We start from the raw sequence: 19368 nt of genomic DNA, 5'->3' as shown, positions 1-19368 counted from the left end.
TACAGAGCAGCGGGCCAAAAGGGCTTTTTAGATGTTAATATTTATTTGTTATTACAGGTATCGCATTACGACTTTGCGGCAAAAGGCTGTAAAATTCAGGAAGCCGGTTGGCGTTCCATAAAAGGTAGTTTTACCGATGACGGCGAAGAGCCAGTGCAAGAACTACCCGAACTGCATAAAGGCGACGAACTTATCATAAAAGAAGCCTCCGTTTTGGAAAAGCAGACAAAACCACCAGTGCTTTACACCGAAGCCGGGCTTTTGTCCGCTATGGAAACTGCCGGAAAAGAAATCGAAAATGAAGAAGAGCGTAAAGCCCTCAAAAATATTGGTATCGGTACGCCTGCAGCAAGAGCCGCCATTATCAAAACACTGTTTACCCGTAATTATATCCTACGGGATAAAAGCTCTTTAATCCCTACCGAAAAAGGATTGCAGGTTTATGAGCTGGTCAAAGAACGCAAGATTGCAGACGTAGCAATGACCGCCGAATGGGAATTGGCATTGCAGAAAATTGAAAACAACGAAGCGGATGCCAGAACATTCCAAAAAGAAATGGAAACCTATGCCAAATCCATTACCGATGAATTATTGCAAACTTCTATTGCAAGTACCAATCAACCCAAACTGACCTGTCCAAGATGCAAAAGTCAACAACTCATCATCCGTGACAAGATAGTGAAATGCCCTGATGAGGCTTGTAATTGGGTACAATTCCGCACTGTCTGCGGTGTGCAAATCAGTATTGAAAATGTAACAAGCCTTGTCAATAAAGGCAAAACCTCTCTTATCAAAGGAATGACAAGTAAAGCCGGAAAGAAATTCGATGCTTATATCGTACTGAAAGAAAATGCCGAAAATTTATCACATAAAATTTTGGCTGTACTTTGTACTTATCCCTGTGCTTCAGTAAGTGGTTGTAGGCAATCGTGGAAAGGTCGTCAAACTTGAAATCGTAGATGTACATACTAAAGCCTTTCTCTATCTGCTGCTTGATATAGTTGTTTACGATTGCATAAGATTTTCCCGAACCGGGCGTACCCAACACAATTGATGCCCTGAAAGGATTGACGATGTTTATCCAACCGTGGTTCCATTTGTCTTTGTAGTAAAATTTGGTAGGCAGATTGACGGAGTATTCATTTTTCATCAGTTTTGTTTGCTGTTGGAAACTCTCATTTTCTTTATTGAAAACATCGTCCATTAAATTGTTTTTCAGTAACCTTTTCATCCATACACCCGCCATCAGCAAAGCGATATAGCCTAACGAGATAGTTAGCATATAAAGAAATGTGCCTGTTGCAGGAGGTAGTTTTAGCAACGGCGTGTTGAGGAAAAACAATACAAACCCAACGCCCAAAGCCACATAAATTTTAGACCAGGTTATCTTCTCGGTCTTTACGCCCTTTGTGCCTAAGCAGCTTAAAGCCAACAAAACCAAAGCAAATGCTTTGGTGTAAAGGGTATGTGAAAACAAGCCCGCGGTTCGGTCGAAATTGCCCAATATCTTGTTGATTACTTCCAACGTCCAACCACGTTCTAAAAAGAAACCGTAGCAGAACCAATAAAGGTGCATCAGCACCAAAAGAATACTGACTGCCCGCATAAAAGCCATTATCTTGGCTAAGCCTCTTAAATCGTCTTCTCCCTGCATTATTTTGATTTTTAATGTTCGGGCGTGAATTTAAAGGCTCTATTAGTGGCTCTAAGAATGTGGCAGGCTTTGGCGTTGTGTAGCAGTGTTTGGCTAAATTAGATTGTTAACTTTTAGGGAATACAACATTAACAAAATATCTTAATTTCAAAAAAAAGGCTGATACGTCTGAAAAAAATATCGGCCGCTTTTCAATAAGTTACAATCCATACTACCTACCTACAATCTTTTTTCTATGCTGGATGCCCCAATCTGTTAGGTTATTGATAATTGTTTGCAAAGTCTTTCCGTGGTCGGTAAGAGTATATTCTACAGTAATCGGCTGTGTATCTTGAATAGTTCTAACAATCAGCTGATTGATTTCCAATTCTTTTAATTCCTTACTCAACATACGGTTTGAAATACCTTCTACATCATGTAAGATATCCGAAAAACGTCTTTTGTTGTAGTAGCAAATCGATGAAATAATCGGTATTTTCCATTTTCCATTAAGTACATCCATCGAATCCTGGACAGCTCGCATTTCTTCCTTGTGCTGTTGTTGAAAGTGCTTTGCCATGCATTTAAGTTCGCTCTCAATGGGTCTTGTTACCTCCATGTTACTATAACTTTTCAGTACAAAGTTACTAAAAATAACAAATGTAATATAACTTTGCAGTCAACAAATTTTTATTAAAAATGAATTTTACAAACAAAAAAGTTATCATCACAGGTGGTACAACAGGAATAGGGTTTGCAACCGCTAAAGCTTTTATCAATGCTGGTGCAACTGTATGGATTACAGGAAGAAATAACGAAAACCTTACTAAGGCAGCATCTAAAATTGCCAGCGAAAATCTCCAAACTTTGGTTGCAGATACATCACATATGCAAGGAATTGAAACTTTGGAACATGTAGTCATTTCACAGGACATTAAGATAGATATATTGTTTCTGAATGCTGGTCTGGCTGTATTTTCAGGGATTGAGGATGTGACTGAAGCCGATTTTGACCTGCAATTCAACACCAATGTAAAGGGACATTTTTTTACGCTCCAAAAATTAATTCCTCATCTGGCAGAAGGTGCTAACGTATTATTTACGTCTTCTACGGTAGCCACCGCAGCAAATTTGGGATCAAGCATCTATTCTGCGACAAAAGGTGCTTTAAACAAAATTGCTCAAGTAGCGGCAAACGAATTAGCGCATAGAAGTATACGGATAAATATGATCAGCCCTGGTCCTGTAAAAACAGAAGGTTTTGATAGCGCGGTTACGACAGATGAAGCCAAAAATCATTTAACCTCATCGGTTGCGTTAAATCGTTTGGGGCATCCTGATGAAATCGCTGATACTGTATTATTTTTAGCTTCCGAAAAAGCCAGCTTTATAACAGGGACCGAGCTATTAGTCGATGGTGGTTATACAACATTTGCGAGAAAATAATTAGCAGTAAAATATATTAAATCAGATAAAATGAAAAACTAAAAGATAAAGTAGCCATCATCACAGGAGCATCAAAAGGTATCGGAGCGTCTATTGCTAAGTATTATGCAGCGGAAGGCGAAAAAGTTGTTGTGAATTATGCCTCAAGCAAAGAAGGCGCGGATAAAGTTGTTGCCGAAAATGAATCACGAGGTGATATAGCCATCGCATTGCAAGGTGATGTGTCGAAATCTGCAGAGGTAGTTGAACTTTTTTTGACAACCACCTGCCAATAACTTATATCGCTTGTCCGAATAACATAGTTGCATTTGAGGAAATAAAGTGAAGATAACAACCTCCAAAAACTTATTACCTAATTAAAGCTTGCCCGAAATTCCAATGGCGTTTGATTTGTTTTGGATTTGAATAATCTGTTGAACGATTGAGGTTGTTCAAATCCTAATTGGCAAGCGATTTCGGAAAAGGAAAGTGATGTGGAGCTTAGCATCGTTTTGGAAACATCGATCAGCTTACCCTGAATATGGCATTGGGCTCTTACCTGTTGATGTTCTCAAAAGATCACTTAAATAATTGGGTGACATATAATTCTTGGAGTGCTTGCTTTAATAAAGCAGGTTTTCTTCCCAGTAAATACTCCAGATCATTACTAATGATTTCATACTGATGATTTCTAATATCTGTGGTAAAGCCAGATGCCACCATAACCATCCGTTCCGGTACGCCCAATTGTTTTAGTATTTCGGAGAATTTTACAGGATCGGCATTGGTATATGTAATTTCTTTGCCCGATAATTCCGTTAGTGCCTGCGCTATATCTTCATAAGAATACAATTCAGCACCGGTCAATTCGTAGTTTTTATTTTCGCCATTATTTTGCACTAATTCGTTAGCAATGGCTTCTCCCATTTCGCGGCGGAGCGCATAGGCTACTTTTCCATCGCCAGCAGGTAAAAATATCCCTTCCTCAAACACCTTGTCACTTACATACACAGGGATCATATCCATATATAAAGAGTTGCGAAATATGCTATAGGTCAAACCTCTTTCCTTCAGATAATCTTCGGTTTGAAAATGACTTTCAAGATGAGCTTTTACCGGAGAAGTTGCCACATCTTTGATATAAGCACTGGTGTAGGCAATATGTTTAACGCCCGATTTTTTTGCTGCATCGATTAGGTTTTTGTGCTGCTGATAACGGTGATGATCAATGGTAGAAATCAATACGATCTTTTCGATACCTTCCGTAGCTTTTTTCAATGAAGCGGCATCGTCTAAATTACCAATACTTATCCGGACACCTTTTTCTCTCAATACTTCTGCTTTTTCCTTGCTTCTTGCCAAACCGACTATTTCGTTAGCTGGAATTTTCTCTAATAATTGCGCCACTATTGCTGAACCCAAATGTCCTGTAGCTCCCGTTACTAATATCATATCAATTTTTATTATTGTTTTAAATCCTGACACAAAGTTAACTCTTTTAGTTACTAAAAATATAGCTGTTACCTATTGGTAATTAGTTACTTTTAAGTAATCAGGTTGCTTCAAAGTAATTGTTTTACCGTATTTTTGCATAAATGAAATGATCTTTATGAGGGATAAATCAAAATTGACCGAGGCTTGTCGGCAAAATATTCAGGCAGTAAAAGACACCCAGGATCTATTGAGCGGTAAATGGAAATGCTGCATTTTGGGCATGTTATATTTCAGTGGCAAAGCACGCTTTATGGAAATACATCGCCATATTGACGGTATTGCGCCCAAAGTGCTTTCCAAAGAATTAAAGGATCTGGAAATGAACCATCTTGTAAAACGCACGGTGCAGGATACGATGCCCATTACTGTAGAATACGAATTAACAGCGCACGGTGAAAGCCTTAAACCAGTTATTGAAGCGATGGAAAAATGGGGCAAATCTTACAGAAACAATATCATTGTAGAAAATAATAAATAGTCCATTTTCAAATGAGTCTTCTTAGAAACTATAATACTCTCTTGCCAGCAACACGCTTCTCGATAAGAATCGATTTACATCTTTCAATCCAAATAGCAATAATCAATGCCCAAGCCCTTACCTTCCAAAAATAAATCTCCACGAATCTATTAGTGAATTGTGAGTTATTTTTGGCTGTTAGAGAACAGTACGGATTCGGCTCAGGAAGTTGTGATAGCGCCACACGGAAGCTTTGATGTGGTAACCGCTAAAGTCAATAAAATCATTTTCATTGCATTGGTTGCATAAATGAGGTTTGATAATTTTCGATTATTGTCGGATTTTTGTTGCTTAAAATGTAAAAAAGTGCTTTGAAAGCCCTTTTTATTTCACCCCTCTTGCTGTATCAAATGCCGTAAATCCGGGTCATTCTTGATGCGTTCCATTTCACTGACAACAATATTCACGATGTCTGATTTTATCTGTTTGTAATTGCTTTCAATTTCCTGCTTCATCTTATCCTCGCCCTGCTCATCTAGAAAAGATAAGATTTCCGGTATCGTTTGAAAGGCTTTGGTTTCTGCTGCAACCTTTTCATTATCTACCACAATTTTGGCGTGAAATATTTTTTGCTCGATACGTTTATCAAAGTTATCCGATACAGAACCGACAAACATACCCTGTGTTAATGTTGAGATTTTGGAAGCCGGGATAAGGCCGTCTAACTGTATGGAGATAGAGGTAGATTTATCATTTCGGTTGATGGTCATACTTTGGCGTTTCTGTAATACTTTACCAAACCCTTCCAAAAGACTTTTTGCCGTTTCGCCAACCACCTGACCGGTCGAAATTGCCCAATATCCTGTTGATTACTTCTAACGTCCAACCACGTTGTAAAAAAAAAACCGTAGCAGAACCAATAAAGGTGCATCAGTACCAAAAGAATACTGACTGCCCGCATAAAAGCCATTATCTTGGCAAGTCCTCTTAAATCGTCTTCTCCTTGCATTATTTTATATTTTAATGTTCGGGCGTGAATTTAAAGGCTCTATGGTGTGGCGATAAGAATATGGCAGCCAGTGGCGTTGTGTGGCGGTGTTTGGCTAATAATTTGATATATGAAAAATAAGTAAATCAGAGTATTCAAAAGTTACAATGAAGTTACACTGCACACACATAATAAGTAAATGAAGACGTTGTATCACGGTCAAACAATCGTTATGGCTTCCAGTTAATAATTTCATTTCCGGCTACAACAAAGTCAAAATCGGTTACATTGCTTTTTTTATTTCAGTGCAATTTTGCATAAACAAATATTAAAAGAAATGAAAATCATACTCACTGGTTCATTAGGTAACATTAGCAAACCACTTGCAAAAGAATTGATTGCAAAAAGACATTCGGTAACTGTTATTAGCGGCAATCCAGAAAAACAAAAAGAAATAGAAGCATTAGGAGCACATGCTTCTATTGGTAAACTGGAAGATTTACCTTTTCTTATAAATAGCTTTATGGGTGCAGACGCAGTATATTGTATGATACCAATGAATATGAACGAAGCCAACCAACAAGCCTATATGCACAAAATAGCCAACAATTATGTGCAGGCAATAAAGGAAGCAGAGGTAAAACGTGTAGTGTTTTTAAGCGGTTGGTCGGCTGATTTGGTTAAAGGTGAAAATGCTGAAAACATTTTCACCGAACAGCTTAATGTGCCAATTACCATTATGCGACCCGGAGCTTTCTACACCAACTTTTATTTTTCTATGGATATGATAAAAGGCAAAGGTATTATTGGGAAATTTTTGACACTTCGTTATTTGGGATTAAAGGCTTTGCTCAAAGGAGAAACAGGGTTACTAATGGGGAATTATGGCGGGGACGACAAAATCGTTTTTGTTTCACCAAAAGATATTGCAGAGGCAATTGCAGAAGAATTGGTAAATCCGCCAACAGAAAAAGTAAAAATCCGCTATGTAGGAAGCGAAGAAATGACTTGTAACGAAGCCGCAAAAATTATCGGTTCGGCTGTCGGAAAACCTTATTTGAAATGGGTCTTGATTTCGGATAAAGAAATGTTGCAAGGATTAAAAATGGCAAAAATGCCGCAAGAAATTGCACAAACTATGGTAGAAATGCAGTCAGTTATGCACAGCGGAACACCGCTTAAAAATTTCCACAAGAACAATCCAAAAATGGGAAAAGTAAAATTGACAGAGTTTGCAAAGGAATTTGCAAAAGCATACAATCAACAATAATTATCTTTGTATATGGCAAATAAAAAACCAGATAGAATAAAATCAATCAGCGAATTTCATCGGGTAAGAGGTCTGCCCAAGCCCGAACACCCTTTGATTAGTGTAGTTGCAATGGATGATTTTACTGACCTGTCCGACCCACAGGCTTTGAATGCGGTATTTGATTTTTATTTCATTGCTTTGAAACGTATGAAAGGTTTGAAGTATAAATATGGACAACAGCACTACGATTTTGAAGATGATGGCGTGCTGTTTTTTATGTCGCCAAATCAGGTGCTCAATATTGAAATTATTGAAGAAGAAAATTCCGAAGAAACATCAGGTTGGATTTTACTTATACACCCCGATTTTATTTGGAATATGCCACTTGCAAAAACAATAAAACAATACGAGTTTTTTGAATACGCTGTAAATGAAGCATTATTTCTTTCAGAAAAAGAGGAAAAAACGCTAAATGGAATTGTAAAGAATATTAAGAATGAGTATCATTCCAATATTGACAATTTCAGTCAAAATATTATCATTTCACATATTGAAGCTTTACTAAATTACTCCGAACGCTTTTACCATAGACAATTCATTACACGCAAAAAAGCTAGTCATCAAATCCTCGATATTATGGAAAAATTGCTTGCCGATTATTTCATTAATGATGATTTAATTTCAAAAGGTTTGCCGACCGCCCAATATCTTTCAAACAAACTAAATGTATCTGTAAGTTATTTAAGCCGTTTGCTTAAAGTCCTCACGGGGCAGACCACGCAACAACACATTCATGACAAATTGATTGAAAAAGCAAAAGAAAAACTATCCACGACAGACTTATCAGTCAGCGAAATTGCCTACGAACTGGGTTTTGAGCATTCGCAGAGTTTCAGTAAATTATTTAAAAACAAAACGAATCAAAGTCCTTTGGAATTCAGGGCTTCGTTTAATTGAGTTTTTAAAAATAATCGAAAACTTTGTTAATCATTTATCACTAAAAGAATACATTACTTCTGACCTCTTTGGCGTTTCCTTTTCTTCTTCATTTTATTGTCGAAGTCCTGTTCTTCGTAATCTTCGCCCTGGGCTTCGGGCAATAAGCCGCCCAGTGCTTCAATCAAACCATCTTGGTGTTTGCCCGTAGTTAAGAATTCGAACAAATGGTGTGGTTCTTCCGCAGGAAGATCCGCATCATTTGATGTGGATAGTTTGGGTTGTAATACGGCAGGTTCCTTAATATCGGGTTTGATGTTATTGTTCCAATAATCATTAAAGGTATTTGCAGAAAGTTCTGTTGCTAAACGTGAGCCATTCCAAACCGCTTTGGAATTGTGGTCAATAAATGTGATTCCATAAATACGCCCTGTATCATTCCGGCGCACGACTACATTAATACCCTGTTCCGCTAACTGCTTTTTGAATGCCTGCTCATCACTCGTGGTTTTCAGGGCAATGGTAATGGCAGATTTTATGGTCTGTTTAGTTGGGCTGTCTTTCAAAGCTGTTTTGCATTTCGCAAAATGCAGTTCCAAAGCCGGAAGTCCTGCACTCTTTCCAAACAGCGAAGCCTTAAACGCATGCCCGGCTCTTTCGCCTTTTTCATTTAACGGAATATACAATATATGCATTCGGAAAGGAACGAGTTTAGTACCTTTGCTTTCGAAAATATAGAAATACTTAAAGTGTTTTTGCTTTAGGTTCCGCATTAGAAACTGGTAATTTTTAAAACCCCGGAACAGATAAGTAAGAACGCTCACGTCATAGGCGTGGGCGCTCGCTTATTTGGGGGTCAGGCGTACCAGTGCCTTAATGCCAATAAGTGTAGTTGCCTGCGCTTCTTTTTTTGTGCAGGGCTACATCAACACAAAAAGCTATGATATGGAAACTGGTACAACGAAACAAGAAATTACCCTCGCCTTCATCAATGATAAAAGTCCAATTTTGGATTTGACCTGTAACGACCTCATAGCTTCAGGGCTTGAAGTAATATTTCGTTCGTATAACATTGAAGATGGATTATCACAATTGTCCGCCCTCAAAGAACTTCCCGCAGTTTGTATTATTGACATTGATTTCTACAACAAGAATGCGCTGGCACAGCTTCAAAAATTAACAACGCAATATCCATCCATTAAGCTGATTGCGCACACTGATATTGACGAGGAGAAAATTGCCAATACTCTTTTTGATATTGGCTTTTCCAGTTATATATTGATAGGGAATGATTCTGAAGATTTTAAAAGAGCGATAAGCAGACTTACACTTGGTCAACACTAAGATCAAGTCGATATGAATACTTGTGATCACCCCGGCAGAGGGGAGTATCTATAACGTCTTTGTCTAAACCAACTACATTTGGGGGTAAAATTTCATTTATCTGCTTGCCTGGATGGTGCATATCCAAACTTATTTTTATAAGCTACTGAAAAATGCGATAAGCTTTCAAAGCCCAATTCGAGATAGAAATCTTTGGGTTTTCTACCTTCCTTATTAATCAAAAAATGCGCTTCTTCCAACCGTTTCTTAACCAGCCAATGGCTGGGCGTATCATTGAAGATCGTCTTAAAATCTCTTTTGAACGCCGATAAGCTTCTGCCGGTCAATGTGGCAAACCTTTCGTTACTTACATTAAAAGCATAGTGTTTGTTCATAAAGGCTTCCAGATCAATCTTTCCAGGTTTTCGGAAATCGAACAGCGAATCCGCCAACTCCGGATTTACTTTCAAGAGAATGAGGAGCAGTTCTTCGTATTTCACAGTTTCAAATTCTTTTTCGAGTTCCATAATTCCTTTATGGTAGGGCTTTATGGAGGTGATGAAACTATTGATGAACTTATTTTTTGGAAGCTTTACAAAACTGTCCCCGATAAGGCTACCATTGGGCTGTATGTTATGCTTTGCTTTAAATTCTCTCAAAAAATCTTCGTCGAAGCAGAACACAATGGGTTCAAAAGCGTCCTTTTCGTCTGGTAATTCATACTTTGCCAACCTGTTCTTTTGGGCAATGATGGCATCTCCTGTTCTGAAAATGGATTTTTTATTTCCATCGTAGGTCTGTATCGTTCCTTTTGCCACAAATAGAAATATGGTATCCGGTATAAACTGTTCTTTCAATACATTGGCTTCTCTGTCTGCACTCATAACAGTATTATAAGGATAGATTTTTTAAAGGATGGCCTAAATATATCAGGATCAATGGCATCATTATAAATGGAATTTCAATCAATGCAAATTTATAGTTTCCAACTTTAAGGGCCAAGGCCATCATCAGTACTAAGAGTAAAGCCCTGACTGTATTACCCAGGAAAAATGTCTTGGGAAAAAGAATGAGCAATGTTAAAAAAATGGAAACTATGCCAAAGGCAATCCTCATTGGGCTGGTAATTCCCAACGATTGCATCATTTCCAGATACTGTGCACTTGGTTTTTGAAATACCCGAGAGCCGTGGCTGAACCCAAAATAGACGGTGACGACTAAAAGTATTCCGCTGATTATTCTTGTTGTCATTTCGGTCGCTTTTTAGAGTAAATCATATTTCTTCAGTGTGTCTACCGCGGCCAGTATCGTTTCCTCCTGGGTTGCAACAGGCTTCCAGTTAAGGATGCTCTTGGCGTTTCGGGTACTCAGATTGCGGTTCATTTTGGCCAGCAATACACCCTCTTTGGCCTGATGATTAAACAAGGATGCTATGCTAAGCACGAAGTTGGGCACTCTTTTGGACGAAACTTTTCGCGACAGTTCGGGTCTTTCTCTTTTTAAAAGTTCAGCGATTTCGGGCAACGAGATCTGGCCATCGGCCGAAACAATAAAACGCTTTTCGTTGGCTTCCGGTATCTCCATCGCCTTGATATGCAGATCAGCTACATCCCTTACATCCACAATGTTCAGAGGAATGTTCGGAATAGCTTTCATCTTTCCATTTAATAAATTTTGCAGCAGGTGAAAACTGCCCGAAACGTGTGCATCCAGTGATGGACCCAAGATAGCCACGGGATTAATAGTGGCAAATTCCAGGTTGCCGCCGTCTGTTCTGATGAACTCCCAAGCAGCTTTTTCCGCTAAGGTTTTAGATCGTTCATACACTGAAACTGCATTGTTCCGGGTGTCTGTCCAGTCGGCTTCGGTAGTTTCCCGGGACTTGTCAGTTTGCGTGAAACCCACGGCGCCAAAATTGGAGGTCATCACCACTCTTTTTACGCTGGCTTTTTTAGCATATTTCAAAATACGCAAAATCCCTTCCCTGGCAGGGCGAAAGGCTTCTTCTTCATTTTTGGGTGTGTCAAAAAATATGGGCGATGCTACACTCAGTACATAGTTGCAGCCCTGCATCGCTTCTTCCCAATTATTGTCCTGGGTGAGTTCAGCCGCAACAAACGAAAGTTTTTCTAAGGATCGGACGTTATTTTTGCGAAGGGTCTCTCTGACCTTACCTTCACTTTTAACATCCCTTACCGTGGCTTTCACGGTATAGCCCTTTTCTAACAGTTGCAGGATGATTTGCATTCCCACAAACCCGGTTGCCCCAGTAACCAGTACGGTTTCTTTATTTTCCATTTGCTTATTGTCTGTATTTATAGTGCAAATGTCGGGAAGGTGATAGAACTACTGGTTGTCTGAAAAGTCCAAATCCACTTTACTGAGCGGTTCATTATTTTGTTGTAATTAATTTATAGATAAAGTTACAGCACGAGTAACTCGGAGAATGGCTAACCCCGCTTAAAAAGGACTTTGCGTGGACGCAAAAAAGACTATCCCGACCTAAGAAAGGGATAGTCTTTTTATTATGGATTAGGCCTAGCTATTCGAAAAAGGCTTGGATGGCTTGGATGTAATTTTCTTCGAGATTCCCGTCTTTGGTGTCCACAAAAAACTGACAATCTTCACCAATTATATACCTTAATTTATCTCTTTTGTCTGTAACAGCGTTGTAAATTGTTTCGGCTACTTCTTGCAGTGTGGCGGTTTTGCACTGTGCCGTTTTCTTTGGATAATTTTCAAAGAACTTTCCCAAAAACGGATTGTAATCAGCAATGTCATTATCTGTACTTTTTCTGGCATTTCCAAAATTGGTTGGTGATGAACCTGGCTCAATGATCTTTACTTTAATTCCAAAATTGCCAACTTCGAAATGTAATGCCTCCGAGAAGCCTTCAACTGCAAATTTTGAACTTTCATAAATGCTTGCGAAAGGTAATCCCACTCGTCCCGCAACCGATGAAATATTGACAATTACGCCTTTTGCCTGAGTTCGCATAAAAGGCAATATAGCTTTTGTTGTTCGCATCATCCCGAAAACATTCACGTCATATTGATTTTGGATTTGTTCTTCGCTAGCTGTTTCAAAAATGCCCATTACGGCAAAACCAGCATTGTTCAGTAACGCGTCAATTTTTCCATATTTTTCTATTCCTTTCTGAACAGCTGTTTTGATAGAGTTTTCGTCTTGAACGTCTAACTCCAAAACTAAAATGTTCTCTAACTTCGTTAATTCATGTTCCTTTTCAGGCGAACGCATTGTGGCTATTACATTCCAACCCTTTGCTTGAAATAGTTTGGCGGTTTCCTTACCGAAACCCGATGAAGCCCCTGTGATGAAGATTGTCTGCATTTTACTTTGCTTTAATTGTTTACGCATCACAAAGTTAAAATTGAAAAAGTATATATTTGATACCTGTATACAAAAGGATACCTGATTTATGGCAAAAGATGAAAAGCGGTTTCAAGAAAAAGTCAAGGCCATTCAAGACACCATGTTTGTGCTTGGTGGAAAATGGAAACTACCTATAATACTTTCTATTTACAGCGGAAACAAGCGATTTAATGATATTTCTAATTCCATTCCACAGATTACGAACCGTGTTTTATCCAAAGAATTAAAACATTTAGAGGAAAACTTATTGATTAAACGAACCGTGATTGACAATTATCCTGTAAAAATTGAATATTCCGTTACCGATTATTCTTATGGACTTGAAGAAGTAATTTTACCGATGGAAAGTTGGGGTAAAAAGCATCGGAACAAAATCAAAGGGAAATAGTAATAGTTTTTACTCAACCCAGTACAACAAAAGAGATAATGAATATCCCTCAAATAAATCGCAACCTGTTTGGGAAAATGTGTGGGAAGGAATGGTAAGTTGGTATCCAATTTTGACAGAGGGGTTGCACCGCTTTAATGACAAAGACTGCCCCAACCATCGGGAGGGTGTGTCTTTTTGCCACCAATTTTCAGGTGTCACGTTATACAAAAGGCGACCACCTTGGGAGATAGTCGCCTTTGATGATTAATTGAAGTTAAAAATCTCTTTTCCTGCATAGGCAAAGTCTGTACACAGTTCAAATGCATTTTGGGTCTTTAGCTGTGCCGTACCGCCCATTACAATGGATTATAGTTTGGCTTCGCCATCCTTATAATTGCGTACATTCTGAAAGTAGCGCAGGATAAGTACCTGACGCCTTGTCGATATTAATATCGGTAGGTTTTCCTGAACTCTCCCCCGAACCGTACGTACACCTCTCAATGTATACGGCTCTCCACAAATATTAGCAGTCATACTTTCCATCGTGAATATTTCTGTGGCAACCGTGACATATTGCCAAGGTCTTTCTTCTCCTTGCCATCATTACTAACTCCCAAGGTTGTTTCCCTTTGACATCCTTCATTTTTCTAATATGGTGCATTTCCAATTGCTCGGTTGCGCCACATAATTCGCATTTTTCAGCTTTCAATCTGTCAATCAAACTGGTTATAGACCTTGTGTAATAGATGTCAGGAAGCTTAAACTTCAAATTCTCGAATGATGGTCGTTTTTCAAGAATATAAAATGCAGATGGATAGTAATATCAGTTTTCCCAAGCACTATTTCAAATCAAAAAATGCGTGGCGGCCTAGTTTCCTTAAGAAATATTCATTACGATTCCGATACCCAGTCCATTTCGCAAACCAGCAGATCGGCAATCTTATGAAAATCATTCAGCTGATCATTTTGCATGTAATTGTCATTTCGCTCGGAAACTTTGGGGCACAGCAAGAGACTCCGGACGCAAGATGCGACCAGAGTTCTTTCAGCATCCAAAATGCTGTTATTACTAAGTATTTTTTATATGTTTTTGCAAACTTAGTTTTGTCAGATTGCTAGACAAAGGTAGAAGGTCTTATCTACAATCAATTGGTTTAAATTCAAAAAAGACGTCTTGCTTTTCGAAGATGTTTTGCAAGGAATTGAGTTTCAGTTTCGGCCTCAATCAGGCTTGTATTGGATGAGGTTCCGGATTCAACCCAATCAGCGAGTTGGTCTTTAAAAAAGTACAAACGTTTTCCCTTTTTTATATAGGGTATTTCCTTTCGACTAACCTTGCTATAAATTGTATTGACAGCTAAAGATAAATATTGAGCTGCCTGCTGGATATTCAATAGGTTATTCTCAGGTACCTCTGTAGAAATTTCCTTGGGCGACAAAAGCTTTGAAATTCTGTCAAGTTTATCGTGGATTTTTGCAACCTCTTCAGGCAGCTGCTCAAAAGTGAATCTCATAATAACTGTGCAGTTGTGAAACATTGAACATAAACATTTATTTAGAACATTTTAACCTATAAATTTATGAAGACCCTATTCTTATTTCTATTAACCTGTTTTGTATCGACTGCCGCAATGCTCGCTGCATTGACTTTGAAAACTCCACTCATTGGATTTGTAATTGCAGGGATAGTTTGGGTTATATTCTCAAAATATCTAGGGAGGAATAAACGCAGGTTCAAATAAGCTATTTATCGTGGGGATGCGTGTTAGTTAGCTGGCATGATCTGAATATCTCGGCTCTTTGACAATGTAATTTCCGCAGCAAATTGGCCAATTAAATGAAATTGACTTTATGCTTAAATCACTGTAATTACCGATGTCTTGTGATGATCAATTGAAATGAAAAATGTTGACTCAAATTATAGAAGACGGAGACTCCCATTTTCAAATCTCCATCAATCTTGATATTATAGTATTCTATGCAATTTGCTCGAAGTCAGGATATACAATTCTAAATTCCGAAAACAAAGTGGAATCTAAGTCGTAAATGCATATTTGAACAGCAGGGTTCATTACTAGAACAGTTTCTTTGTCAACTTCATATTTCAAAACATCGAGTTTATACTTTTTTCTGAAAGAATCTGTAGTATGTGCCCTAGTGGCTAGATAGCCAAACACTCCCTCTTTCTTTAGAAAGTCAATGATGTGTGCAACGGTAGTTTCTTCTGTCACCAATCCTTCCCCTTTTAAAAACTCGACGGTTTCTTTTAGAAGACGAATATGATGTAGATTGCCGACAAGATCGAATAACTGGTGTTCAAATATTAAACAATCACCTCGTGTAATTATATATTTTTTAGCACACCAGGTTTTGCCCCAATGATGTGCGGGCTCGATAAATTCTTCCCAGAAATAATACCCTTCATGTAGCCAAGCGTTGGATTTATTACAAAGATATGGCCCGTGAGCAACTACCTCATCATTATTATTTCTATCCTTTAACGTTTGGTAAACCGTTCTTAAAGACATAGATTTAATTGCTTTGTGTTGTAGTATTTCCTTTTAGAGGTGTGGTTAACTGTGAAAGATTTAATGTGGGAAGAATCACAGGACGTACGTTTGCCTGAGTGGTAATAAGACTAATAAAAGCCCTTAGATACGGAAAAACGATTGCTATTGCATTTTGATAAAAATAATCAGGTATTTCTTCCAGAGAACCAACATTATCGAATGAGAAGTTGGCTAAGCATGTAACAGATATGAAACTCATTTCCTCCCCTTCGCTTCTCGCTGAAGATTTAAATGTTAATTCATAATTATTTTTCTGAGGAAAGTAAATACCGGCTACATCAAAAGAGATATTTATATCGTTATTTTTTATAGAGGAATTATTGAGATCTACTTTAATGAATTGATAATCTCTTAATTGAAATGAGGCTGATTGCATTAGTTAGAATATTAATATAAAAAAAAAGGTTCGAGTATAAACTCGAACCTAAATTATCATTAATTTTAACATTTTCAAAATTTACCTTCGGAACCTCCACTCCGACCGATATATTTACATGGCTTAGATAATCGTTAGCCTTAGTTTCCTGATTATCCCATTCATTTCCAGAATTCCATGTCTCTAAAATTTCTGCTCTCGACTGGAGTGCAAATTTTGTTTTTAGTTTTTCTAACATCGTTTCCATAATTGAACAATCTTTTCGGTATACATTAATTAACACGCTTCCCGTGAAAAGGTTTGCAAAGGTAAACCTTTTTAACAAATTATCAAGCGCGTCTTTTTAACAAAACAATTCTACCTAAAAAGCGCAATAAATCCAAATCTAATTCAGATTTTAACAAAAAAACAACTGTTGGTTTTCTTGGCCAGCTAGATACATCAATATACGAAAAAAAGACTAAAAAAGTTTATAGCATGTTATCCATTGTAAGAATTAAATTTTAAAGATGTCGCACATTCCCACATGTAAATGATATTTACCGCAATTTGAATTATCCAAATGAATGTAAGGGTAAAATGCCCAAGAGAATTTCTGTATAATAAACAATACGCATCTTAAAAGTAACATTCGTACCTGAAGTGAATCACGTCTGACAACGATACACTACTATATCTACCTACTTATTTGTTCATCTTGAGAAACGTTATCTTGACCATTTTCCCAAAGGAATCTATCCACAATTTCCCTAGCATCGATTTCTTTTTTTTGTGATTCAGTCTCGCTTTCTACAGTAGCGACAACCTTATTCTCCTCAGCCTTTTTGGGAAAGATTTCGTTCTGGCGGATAATGGCCATATTTTTATCGTAAACATCAAGCCCTTTAAACTGTGGATTGGCGGTAACGAAGACCGGAACAGTTTTTTTACCTATCAGCATTTCCGCCTGGGCGAGATTTCCGTTTCTTAAAACCCTCATCATGCCTTCCTTTTCAAGCTCCGTTAAACCTTTGAACGGATATTTATCGATAGAATCCGACAGGTCAAAATTAAATTCAGGATAAAACTTTTTTAGCGGATGATTACCATAAGCATCCTGAACATCTAAGCTCAGTTTAAACCAGACTTTTTTCTTTTCGGGTGCTTCCCCATTTTCAGTCTTAGCGTACACATCTCTTTCCAGTGAATTTCCGGACAATAACTTATAAGCCTGCATGGCAGTAATTCGGTTATCCCGCTCTAGATCAAAGACCTGCTTGACTGGCAACGCACTTCCCGCCTTCACAAGTGTCACTTCATAATCATTGAGAAAGTACATGTCACTTTGTTTGGACCGGTTAAAATTTAACATAACCCGCATCTGGTCACTCCCGATTGTAGGACCTTTTTTTGCCTGCGCAGAAGTGTAGCTTTGGTTCACGCCGAGGGTAAATGCAGGGATTTCCCTGGATATTGCCGACTCCAGGACATCGTTCAGCTTTGTTCCAAAGCCAAGATAATCCAGGCTCTTTTTAAGGTATTCTAAATTTTGCTCATTCATAAATAATAAGATAATTTGTTAAAAATTAAAACAGGCTGAGCTGCTGCTCAGGCTCCGGAGGTTCATAACCATTTTCTCTGGCCAGATGCTCTCCGAGCGCGGTGCAGAGTTCTTCGAGTGAAGCGTATCCACAGTCTTTTAGAAATGCCGAGAAAAGAAATTGCGATTTATAACCTGTTGATGAGATGACCTTCGAATCTGAACGGAACTCAAGATGTACAGCGAGAGGTTCCTTTCCGTCTGACCTGCGTGACGGCCAATGATAGCAATAATTGACATTTACCTCAAAACCGAAGACACGGACATTGATTTTTTGATCCTCCCTGAAAATTTCGGGAATCATGGGTTTGAAATTTGGTTAAAGAAAAATAGCTACGTTAGTCCTAAACCCGGAAATTCTGCAGAATCTGCTCAAAGAGAATATTTCCTCGGGACATAAAAACGTTTTAGATCCGTAACGAAAATGTATGGAGGTAGAAATCAGCAAAAAACGAGCATCAGTATTTCTAAGCCAGAGGGATATCCGGCACGACAGCACCCGTGCCGGAAGATCCCTACCGAATGCTGTTCTAAATAATGCATTGAAAAAAAGTCGGGCAATACTTGAAATAGTTTCTTTATCCGGACAGAATCCGACCAAAACAATGGCGGTATAGTGATCAGCAGATTGGTTTTCGTCAATTAGTTTGACAGGCACATCTCTTTCCTGGTAAAAAAGAAACGCATACTTGATAGTTACCTCCGGCAGACCTGCCGGAATATGGTAGGAGAATCCATCAAATTCCACCCATATCCGTTCCAATTACCTCAATGGTCCCAGGCCCAAGGGGCTATGGTAACTATTTTTGAGATCATTAAGCTCAATCTGCAGGCTGTCCTCAGACCCTACAGCTTCCGATTTTCTCATTTCCAAAAATGCAGATTCAAATGCCGGTGAGAAAGGCTGCTCTTGAGCGCTGGATATTTTCAGTGGCATAAGATCATCTATGAGAAAACTCGGAGACTTTCCATCATCAGACATTGCCAGGATCAGGGCTGATCGGCTAGATACGAGCCCTTTAGGAAGCGAGGCCATATACTGAAATTTGGTTCCGTCGTTGAGCTCAACAATTTTACCCTGCGCAAAATCCTGGCGCTGCTGTTCATCAAGTTTTTCACCATTAACCTGAAAAGGGACCATTACCTTCAGCGGGTCGTAGGAAATAAATTCTTTCGTTTCGCCATCATATTCAAATACAAGGGTGTGGTCTGCTCCTGTTTCAGCATCGTGAAATACCTTAACCACATTCGTTTGCTCACCTGTCAATATCGGCCAAAGTTCTTCTTCGTTCATTCCTTTGGCCAAAGTAATCTCTTTGTAGATCGGGTGGAGCATGATCTCATCTCCCCACCGCGCGCTTTGATGAAGGGAAAGTTTCACGTCAAGGCTCTCAATAGTGAAAGCCTCACCAATCAGGTTCTTCAGGTTGACCAGTGAGGTACGCCTGCCCGCGATAAGGGCTGTGATATCCTCGGAGGATAGCAAATGCTTGCCGTCCTCATAAAGTCCAAGTCTGGAGAGCTCTGCAACCGGCAAAGCTTCCATGATAATCATTTTTTCCATAATACTG

At 38.6% G+C, this 19368-nt stretch carries 25 protein-coding genes and 2 pseudogenes; 9 read left to right on the top strand and 18 right to left on the bottom strand.

The features are described from left to right. The first annotated feature begins 45 nt into the window (after positions 1 to 45). Complete coding sequence (locus IZT61_RS16705) at positions 46 to 951, top strand: type IA DNA topoisomerase (RefSeq protein WP_230383739.1); 906 nt, start codon at positions 46 to 48, stop codon at positions 949 to 951. Here the strand turns inward: IZT61_RS16705 and IZT61_RS16700 are convergent. Beyond that, positions 857 to 1654 (bottom strand): annotated as a pseudogene (locus IZT61_RS16700) (YWFCY domain-containing protein); the annotation flags it as partial. The gene IZT61_RS16705 and the pseudogene IZT61_RS16700 overlap by 95 nt on opposite strands. 211 nt (positions 1655 to 1865) lie before the next feature. After that, positions 1866 to 2213, bottom strand: a complete 348-nt coding sequence (locus IZT61_RS16695; RefSeq protein ID WP_230383738.1) for a winged helix-turn-helix transcriptional regulator — start codon at positions 2211 to 2213, stop codon at positions 1866 to 1868. A 119-nt stretch (positions 2214 to 2332) separates the two neighbouring features. Between IZT61_RS16695 and IZT61_RS16690 the strand changes: the two genes are divergently transcribed. Continuing rightward, positions 2333 to 3079, top strand: coding sequence for an SDR family NAD(P)-dependent oxidoreductase (locus tag IZT61_RS16690; protein ID WP_196098174.1), 747 nt, complete (start codon positions 2333 to 2335; stop codon positions 3077 to 3079). Positions 3080 to 3135: 56 nt separating this feature from the next. After that, positions 3136 to 3354 carry an SDR family NAD(P)-dependent oxidoreductase gene (locus IZT61_RS16685; RefSeq protein ID WP_196101344.1) on the top strand — a complete coding sequence of 73 codons (219 nt, stop codon included), beginning with the start codon at positions 3136 to 3138 and terminating at the stop codon, positions 3352 to 3354. 77 nt (positions 3355 to 3431) lie between these two features. Here the strand turns inward: IZT61_RS16685 and IZT61_RS22530 are convergent, their stop codons facing one another. Together IZT61_RS22530 and IZT61_RS16675 are read right to left on the bottom strand one after the other, a co-directional pair. Next, entirely contained in the window at positions 3432 to 3566 is a 135-nt protein-coding gene (locus IZT61_RS22530) for a helix-turn-helix domain-containing protein (RefSeq protein WP_317193165.1), read from the bottom strand. Between the two features lie 71 nt (positions 3567 to 3637). Beyond that, positions 3638 to 4510 (bottom strand): SDR family oxidoreductase, encoded by an 873-nt coding sequence (locus IZT61_RS16675; protein ID WP_196098173.1) that lies wholly within the window; start codon positions 4508 to 4510, stop codon positions 3638 to 3640. Positions 4511 to 4667: 157 nt separating this feature from the next. Here IZT61_RS16675 and IZT61_RS16670 point away from each other — a divergent pair, with 157 nt between their 5' ends. Together IZT61_RS16670 and IZT61_RS22480 are read left to right on the top strand one after the other, a co-directional pair. Next, positions 4668 to 5030, top strand: a complete 363-nt coding sequence (locus tag IZT61_RS16670) for a winged helix-turn-helix transcriptional regulator (RefSeq protein ID WP_196098172.1) — start codon at positions 4668 to 4670, stop codon at positions 5028 to 5030. Between the two features lie 159 nt (positions 5031 to 5189). Beyond that, entirely contained in the window at positions 5190 to 5318 is a 129-nt protein-coding gene (locus tag IZT61_RS22480; RefSeq protein WP_262895698.1) for a hypothetical protein, read from the top strand. 80 nt (positions 5319 to 5398) lie between these two features. Here the strand turns inward: IZT61_RS22480 and IZT61_RS16665 are convergent. Continuing rightward, positions 5399 to 5860, bottom strand: a pseudogene (locus IZT61_RS16665) (conjugal transfer protein TraG); the annotation flags it as partial. Next, on the bottom strand, positions 5776 to 5970 hold the full coding sequence (locus IZT61_RS22475; protein ID WP_262895721.1) for a YWFCY domain-containing protein: 195 nt from the start codon (positions 5968 to 5970) through the stop codon (positions 5776 to 5778). The pseudogene IZT61_RS16665 and the gene IZT61_RS22475, both read right to left, overlap by 85 nt. A 364-nt stretch (positions 5971 to 6334) precedes the next feature. Between IZT61_RS22475 and IZT61_RS16655 the strand changes: the two genes are divergently transcribed. Together IZT61_RS16655 and IZT61_RS16650 are read left to right on the top strand one after the other, a co-directional pair. Then, on the top strand, positions 6335 to 7267 hold the full coding sequence (locus IZT61_RS16655; protein ID WP_196098170.1) for an SDR family oxidoreductase: 933 nt from the start codon (positions 6335 to 6337) through the stop codon (positions 7265 to 7267). Positions 7268 to 7279: 12 nt separating this feature from the next. Further along, positions 7280 to 8206, top strand: a complete 927-nt coding sequence (locus IZT61_RS16650) for a helix-turn-helix domain-containing protein (RefSeq protein WP_196098169.1) — start codon at positions 7280 to 7282, stop codon at positions 8204 to 8206. A 53-nt stretch (positions 8207 to 8259) separates the two neighbouring features. Here the strand turns inward: IZT61_RS16650 and IZT61_RS16645 are convergent, their stop codons facing one another. Continuing rightward, a complete protein-coding gene (locus IZT61_RS16645) occupies positions 8260 to 8958 on the bottom strand; it encodes a hypothetical protein (protein WP_230383737.1) in 699 nt (232 codons plus the stop codon). 172 nt (positions 8959 to 9130) lie between these two features. Here IZT61_RS16645 and IZT61_RS16640 point away from each other — a divergent pair, with 172 nt between their 5' ends. Then, the gene (locus IZT61_RS16640; RefSeq protein ID WP_196098168.1) at positions 9131 to 9529 is read left to right on the top strand and encodes a response regulator transcription factor; all 399 of its coding nucleotides are present in this window, start codon (positions 9131 to 9133) and stop codon (positions 9527 to 9529) included. Positions 9530 to 9621: 92 nt separating this feature from the next. Here the strand turns inward: IZT61_RS16640 and IZT61_RS16635 are convergent, their stop codons facing one another. The 4 genes from IZT61_RS16635 to IZT61_RS16620 form a co-directional block, all read right to left on the bottom strand. Beyond that, the gene (locus tag IZT61_RS16635) at positions 9622 to 10392 is read right to left on the bottom strand and encodes a helix-turn-helix domain-containing protein (protein WP_196098167.1); all 771 of its coding nucleotides are present in this window, start codon (positions 10390 to 10392) and stop codon (positions 9622 to 9624) included. Between the two features lie 7 nt (positions 10393 to 10399). Continuing rightward, positions 10400 to 10759 (bottom strand): hypothetical protein, encoded by a 360-nt coding sequence (locus IZT61_RS16630; RefSeq protein ID WP_196098166.1) that lies wholly within the window; start codon positions 10757 to 10759, stop codon positions 10400 to 10402. Between the two features lie 12 nt (positions 10760 to 10771). Then, a complete protein-coding gene (locus tag IZT61_RS16625) occupies positions 10772 to 11806 on the bottom strand; it encodes an SDR family oxidoreductase (protein WP_196098165.1) in 1035 nt (344 codons plus the stop codon). A gap of 244 nt (positions 11807 to 12050) precedes the next feature. After that, on the bottom strand, positions 12051 to 12860 hold the full coding sequence (locus tag IZT61_RS16620) for an SDR family oxidoreductase (protein WP_196098164.1): 810 nt from the start codon (positions 12858 to 12860) through the stop codon (positions 12051 to 12053). Positions 12861 to 12948: 88 nt separating this feature from the next. On the opposite strand from IZT61_RS16620, the gene IZT61_RS16615 reads away from it, so the two are divergent. Beyond that, a complete protein-coding gene (locus IZT61_RS16615) occupies positions 12949 to 13290 on the top strand; it encodes a winged helix-turn-helix transcriptional regulator (RefSeq protein ID WP_196098163.1) in 342 nt (113 codons plus the stop codon). A gap of 505 nt (positions 13291 to 13795) precedes the next feature. On the opposite strand, the gene IZT61_RS22615 is transcribed toward IZT61_RS16615, so the two are convergent. The 7 genes from IZT61_RS22615 to IZT61_RS16585 form a co-directional block, all read right to left on the bottom strand. Continuing rightward, positions 13796 to 13915: an HNH endonuclease gene (locus IZT61_RS22615; RefSeq protein ID WP_394370744.1), complete on the bottom strand. Its 120-nt coding sequence runs from the start codon at positions 13913 to 13915 to the stop codon at positions 13796 to 13798. A gap of 517 nt (positions 13916 to 14432) precedes the next feature. Continuing rightward, the gene (locus tag IZT61_RS16610) at positions 14433 to 14786 is read right to left on the bottom strand and encodes a helix-turn-helix domain-containing protein (protein ID WP_196098162.1); all 354 of its coding nucleotides are present in this window, start codon (positions 14784 to 14786) and stop codon (positions 14433 to 14435) included. Positions 14787 to 15248: 462 nt separating this feature from the next. Then, positions 15249 to 15800: a hypothetical protein gene (locus tag IZT61_RS16605; protein ID WP_196098161.1), complete on the bottom strand. Its 552-nt coding sequence runs from the start codon at positions 15798 to 15800 to the stop codon at positions 15249 to 15251. A 4-nt stretch (positions 15801 to 15804) separates the two neighbouring features. Then, positions 15805 to 16218, bottom strand: coding sequence for a protein-export chaperone SecB (locus IZT61_RS16600; RefSeq protein WP_196098160.1), 414 nt, complete (start codon positions 16216 to 16218; stop codon positions 15805 to 15807). 676 nt (positions 16219 to 16894) lie between these two features. Further along, positions 16895 to 17758 (bottom strand): hypothetical protein, encoded by an 864-nt coding sequence (locus tag IZT61_RS16595; RefSeq protein ID WP_196098159.1) that lies wholly within the window; start codon positions 17756 to 17758, stop codon positions 16895 to 16897. Between the two features lie 25 nt (positions 17759 to 17783). Next, complete coding sequence (locus tag IZT61_RS16590; protein ID WP_196098158.1) at positions 17784 to 18101, bottom strand: hypothetical protein; 318 nt, start codon at positions 18099 to 18101, stop codon at positions 17784 to 17786. A 459-nt stretch (positions 18102 to 18560) separates the two neighbouring features. After that, positions 18561 to 19361: a DUF4099 domain-containing protein gene (locus IZT61_RS16585; RefSeq protein WP_196098157.1), complete on the bottom strand. Its 801-nt coding sequence runs from the start codon at positions 19359 to 19361 to the stop codon at positions 18561 to 18563. Positions 19362 to 19368 lie beyond the last annotated feature (7 nt).

The organism is Pedobacter endophyticus (assembly GCF_015679185.1).
In the GTDB taxonomy this organism is placed as follows: domain Bacteria; phylum Bacteroidota; class Bacteroidia; order Sphingobacteriales; family Sphingobacteriaceae; genus Pedobacter; species Pedobacter endophyticus.
The sequence above is the reverse complement of the archived record's forward strand: the minus strand, read 5'-3'. Positions and strand labels throughout refer to the sequence as shown.

Bases quoted from the DNA above. Each gene is read 5' to 3' on its own strand.
- IZT61_RS16695 (WP_230383738.1), bottom strand. From the start codon at position 2,213: ATGGCAAAGCACTTTCAACAACAGCACAAGGAAGAAATGCGAGCTGTC.
- IZT61_RS16690 (WP_196098174.1), top strand. From the start codon at position 2,333: ATGAATTTTACAAACAAAAAAGTTATCATCACAGGTGGTACAACAGGA.
- IZT61_RS22530 (WP_317193165.1), bottom strand. From the start codon at position 3,566: ATGCTAAGCTCCACATCACTTTCCTTTTCCGAAATCGCTTGCCAATTA.
- IZT61_RS16675 (WP_196098173.1), bottom strand. From the start codon at position 4,510: ATGATATTAGTAACGGGAGCTACAGGACATTTGGGTTCAGCAATAGTG.
- IZT61_RS16670 (WP_196098172.1), top strand. From the start codon at position 4,668: ATGAGGGATAAATCAAAATTGACCGAGGCTTGTCGGCAAAATATTCAG.
- IZT61_RS22475 (WP_262895721.1), bottom strand. From the start codon at position 5,970: ATGCGGGCAGTCAGTATTCTTTTGGTACTGATGCACCTTTATTGGTTC.
- IZT61_RS16655 (WP_196098170.1), top strand. From the start codon at position 6,335: ATGAAAATCATACTCACTGGTTCATTAGGTAACATTAGCAAACCACTT.
- IZT61_RS16650 (WP_196098169.1), top strand. From the start codon at position 7,280: ATGGCAAATAAAAAACCAGATAGAATAAAATCAATCAGCGAATTTCAT.
- IZT61_RS16645 (WP_230383737.1), bottom strand. From the start codon at position 8,958: ATGCGGAACCTAAAGCAAAAACACTTTAAGTATTTCTATATTTTCGAA.
- IZT61_RS16640 (WP_196098168.1), top strand. From the start codon at position 9,131: ATGGAAACTGGTACAACGAAACAAGAAATTACCCTCGCCTTCATCAAT.
- IZT61_RS16635 (WP_196098167.1), bottom strand. From the start codon at position 10,392: ATGAGTGCAGACAGAGAAGCCAATGTATTGAAAGAACAGTTTATACCG.
- IZT61_RS16630 (WP_196098166.1), bottom strand. From the start codon at position 10,759: ATGACAACAAGAATAATCAGCGGAATACTTTTAGTCGTCACCGTCTAT.
- IZT61_RS16625 (WP_196098165.1), bottom strand. From the start codon at position 11,806: ATGGAAAATAAAGAAACCGTACTGGTTACTGGGGCAACCGGGTTTGTG.
- IZT61_RS16620 (WP_196098164.1), bottom strand. From the start codon at position 12,860: ATGCAGACAATCTTCATCACAGGGGCTTCATCGGGTTTCGGTAAGGAA.
- IZT61_RS16615 (WP_196098163.1), top strand. From the start codon at position 12,949: ATGGCAAAAGATGAAAAGCGGTTTCAAGAAAAAGTCAAGGCCATTCAA.
- IZT61_RS22615 (WP_394370744.1), bottom strand. From the start codon at position 13,915: ATGAAGGATGTCAAAGGGAAACAACCTTGGGAGTTAGTAATGATGGCA.
- IZT61_RS16610 (WP_196098162.1), bottom strand. From the start codon at position 14,786: ATGAGATTCACTTTTGAGCAGCTGCCTGAAGAGGTTGCAAAAATCCAC.
- IZT61_RS16605 (WP_196098161.1), bottom strand. From the start codon at position 15,800: ATGTCTTTAAGAACGGTTTACCAAACGTTAAAGGATAGAAATAATAAT.
- IZT61_RS16600 (WP_196098160.1), bottom strand. From the start codon at position 16,218: ATGCAATCAGCCTCATTTCAATTAAGAGATTATCAATTCATTAAAGTA.
- IZT61_RS16595 (WP_196098159.1), bottom strand. From the start codon at position 17,758: ATGAATGAGCAAAATTTAGAATACCTTAAAAAGAGCCTGGATTATCTT.
- IZT61_RS16590 (WP_196098158.1), bottom strand. From the start codon at position 18,101: ATGATTCCCGAAATTTTCAGGGAGGATCAAAAAATCAATGTCCGTGTC.
- IZT61_RS16585 (WP_196098157.1), bottom strand. From the start codon at position 19,361: ATGGAAAAAATGATTATCATGGAAGCTTTGCCGGTTGCAGAGCTCTCC.